The organism is Mesorhizobium sp. M7A.F.Ca.MR.362.00.0.0 (genome assembly GCF_004023175.1).
GTDB lineage: Bacteria > Pseudomonadota > Alphaproteobacteria > Rhizobiales > Rhizobiaceae > Mesorhizobium.
In genome coordinates this window covers 1-3,531 of the sequence record NZ_RZTF01000200.1, presented here as the reverse complement: position 1 = coordinate 3,531, position 3,531 = coordinate 1, and the positions used below count along the sequence as shown (strand labels likewise).

Below are 3,531 nucleotides of genomic sequence, written 5' to 3'. Positions count from 1 at the left end.
GGTCTGGGTTACACCTTGCCCTGGCTGGAGCGGTTCGGCACCGATGCCGAGCGGGTCTTTGCCTTCATGCCGGCAACGCAAGGCGCGGTGGTGTGGCCGGCGACAGGGCCGACGGCGACGGCACTGGTCTTCGACGAGGAACTGCCGCTGGTCGATTCCTGCATCGACCGCATGCTGCTCGTCCATTCGCTCGAACATGTCGAGAACCCGCGTGAGACGCTGAACGAGATCTGGCGCGTGCTGTCGCCGGCTGGCCGGGTGGTCATCGTCGTGCCCAACCGGCGCGGTGTCTGGGCGCGCTTCGAGCACACCCCATTCGGCAATGGCCGGCCCTTTTCGCGCGGCCAGCTCACCGAATTGCTGCGCGAGGCCAATTTTACGCCCGCCGCCTGGTCCGATGCGCTGTTCTTTCCGCCGTCGAAGCGCCGTTTCATGATGCGCTTCCACAATGTGCTGGAGCGCGCCGGCCGCCGGCTGTGGCCGATCTTTTCCGGCGTCATCGTCGTCGAGGCGCAGAAACGGCTCTATCAAGGCGTGCCCGTGGTCCAGCGCGCCTCGCGCCGCGTCTTCGTGCCGGTGCTGTCGCCGCATGGCGCCACGCGGCTTGGCCGTCACAAAACCGATGCCAAGCCCTCGGCTGCGCGAGTGACGGCTTCGTGATCACGGCAGGCGTGCCTGACGTCGTTTTCCTGCCTATCTGTCGCAAGCGGACCGGCAGCCCATACGAACGCCTGTCAAGTTTCTCCATCCGGTTTCAGCACTGACGCAAGGACCTCGGCCATGGCTGATCAACCGGACAATGCCGCCGTCGTTCAGCCGGTTGCGGTGGCGGTCGAAGCCAGCAGCCTGCGCGACCAGGTGGCGACGATCCGGCGGGCGCTGGCGCGATCGCCGGTTCGCAAATGGTTGCTGTGGACATCGGTCGGCATCATGGCCGTGATCATCGCAACGTCGATCGGCCAGGTTCTGCTCAATCGCTGGAACCAGCCTTTCTACGATGCGCTTGCGCGCCGCGACATGGCGGCCTTCCTGCACCAGCTCCTCGTCTTCGCGATGATCGCCGGCGGGCTGCTGGTGCTCAATATCGGCCAGACCTGGCTCAACCAGATGATCAGGCTCAAACTGCGCGAGGCGCTGACGCTGGATCTGATCGATCAGTGGATGCGGCCGGCGCGCGCCTTCCGGTTGGCCAATGCCGGCGCCATCGGCGTCAATCCCGACCAGCGCATGCAGCAGGACGCCGCGCATCTGTCCGACCTGTCAACCGATCTCGGCGTCGGGCTGCTGCAGTCGTGCATCCTGCTCGTGTCCTTCGTCGGGGTGCTGTGGGAGCTGTCCTCGGGCTTCGTGTTCCACATCGGCGGGACCTCGCTGGCCATACCGGGCTACATGGTCTGGGCCGCCATCCTTTACGCCGGCATCGCCTCCTGGCTGAGCTGGCTGGTCGGGCGCCCGCTCATCCGCCTGAACAGCGACCGCTATACACGCGAAGCCGAGCTGCGCTCCTCGATGGTGCGCGTCAACGAGAATGTCGATGCCATCGCGTTGTATCATGGCGAGGCCGACGCCAGGCGGCGGCTCGAACTCGATCTCGGCACGGTGCTGGGCGCCATGCGGCGCATCTACACCGCCCAGATCAACCTGTCCTGGGTGACCGACACCTATGGCTGGATCACCGTCGTGGCGCCCATACTGGTCGCTTCGCCAGTCTATTTCTCAGGTGATATCAGCTTTGGCGGGCTGATGATGGCGGTCGGCGCCTTTAACCAGGTCCACTCCTCCTTGCGCTGGTTCATCAACAACATCGGCAGCATTGCCGATTGGCGCGCCACGCTGATGCGCGTGGCCGATTTCCGCATCGCGCTCGATGAAACCGATGCGCTGCACGACACGGAAAAGCGCATCGCCTTCGGCCAAAACGTCAATGGCAGCCTGACTTTCGAGAAGCTCGAAGTGACCTCGCCGGAGGGTTGCACCAGACTCGCCGATCCGCATGTCGAAATCCGCCCCGGCGAGCGCGTCATGATCACCGGCGACCCCGGTGCGGGCAAGACGCTGTTCTTTCGTGCCATTGCCGGCCTGTGGCCATGGGGAAGCGGCCGGATCGGCCTGCCGTCGGGAGAAACCCCCATATTCGTGCCGCGCGTGCCTTATTTTCCGGTCGGCACGTTGCGCGAAGTCCTCGATCACCCGAACGGGCCCGCGCCGGCGAACGATGCCGACATTTCGGCGGTGCTGGCCGAGGTCGGTCTGGGACGGCTGTCCTCATCGCTCGACCGTGCCGGGCGTTGGGACCATGAGTTGGGCGATGACGAACAACGCTCGCTGGCCTTCGCCAGGCTCGCGCTGCGGCAGCCGAAATGGGTGATCATCGATGAGGCGCTGGATGCGTTCGACGGCCCATCGCTAAGACGCGTGCTGTCGATGCTCGAGAAGCGTTTGCCGGGGACAGCGATCCTCAACATCGGGCGCGGCCAGCACAACAACCACTTCTTCCCGCGCGCGTTGACGATCGTCAAGGATTCCGGTGCGCCAGCCCTGAAGCCCGCTCGCGTCAGGGCCGGCGCGATCGAACCGCCGCCAGCCGCCGCTCGTCGCAAGAAATGAGCTGATTTCCGGGCGAGGGAAGCAAAGCTTTATTTTGCCGCGATCGCGAGGGAAGCTCCTCGGGAGAAACAATCCTGGCGACGGCCATGCTTGATGCCCTGCGCCTGCTTGCCTGTCTTGCCTGCGCCCAGGCTGCCCCGATGGCCTCGCCGGCGGATGCGCTCGCCGTCGACGTCGAGCTGGTGCTGGCGGTCGACATCTCGCTGTCGATGGACGAGAAGGAGTTCGCCCTGCAGCGGGCCGGTTATGTCGAGGCGCTGCGGCATCCCGACTTCATCAAGGCTGTCCGCGCTGGCGCCACGGGCCGCATAGCGCTGACCTATTTCGAATGGGCCGGCACGGTGCGCGACGACGCGGTCATCGGCTGGCAGATTATCGACAGCGCCGAGAGCGCGAACAGCTTTGCCGACAAGGTCGCGGCTCGCCCGTTCCGCAGCTTTCGCGGCACTTCGATTTCCGGCGCGCTGGCCTTCGGCACCGAGCTTTTCGACCGCACGTCTTTCCAGGGCGAACGCAGCGTCATCGACATTTCGGGCGACGGACCGAACAATATCGGGCCGCCGGTCACCGCGACGCGTGATGCGGCGACTGCCAAAGGCATCGTCGTCAACGGGCTGCCGATCCTGATCAGCCCGTCGCCCACCTTCAGCCATCTCGACCAGTATTATGCGCAGTGCGTGATCGGCGGACCCGGTTCCTTCGTGCTGCCTATCTATGCCGCCGCCGAGTTTTCGACAGCCATCCGGCGCAAGCTGCTCCTGGAAGTGAGCGGCATTCAGGACGAGGTGACAAGCATCCCCGTCGACGCGGCGACGCCGATAGACTGCCTGCAAGGCGAACGGGACAGGCGGTTTCTATCGGATCCGTATTTTCCCGAACTCGACCGTTGAGCTCTCGACAGAGGGGTTAACGCGATCCGGAGGG

At 65.0% G+C, this 3,531-nt stretch carries 3 protein-coding genes; all 3 read left to right on the top strand.

From position 1 onward, the window contains the following. Positions 1–660 (top strand): class I SAM-dependent methyltransferase (locus EOC06_RS22240; protein ID WP_245469899.1); only part of this gene is annotated, 660 nt, incomplete at its 5' end. A 120-nt stretch (positions 661–780) separates the two neighbouring features. Further along, the gene (locus EOC06_RS22235; RefSeq protein ID WP_128308797.1) at positions 781–2,607 is read left to right on the top strand and encodes an ABC transporter ATP-binding protein/permease; all 1,827 of its coding nucleotides are present in this window, start codon (positions 781–783) and stop codon (positions 2,605–2,607) included. A gap of 86 nt (positions 2,608–2,693) precedes the next feature. Beyond that, the gene (locus tag EOC06_RS22230; protein WP_128308796.1) at positions 2,694–3,497 is read left to right on the top strand and encodes a DUF1194 domain-containing protein; all 804 of its coding nucleotides are present in this window, start codon (positions 2,694–2,696) and stop codon (positions 3,495–3,497) included. Positions 3,498–3,531 lie beyond the last annotated feature (34 nt).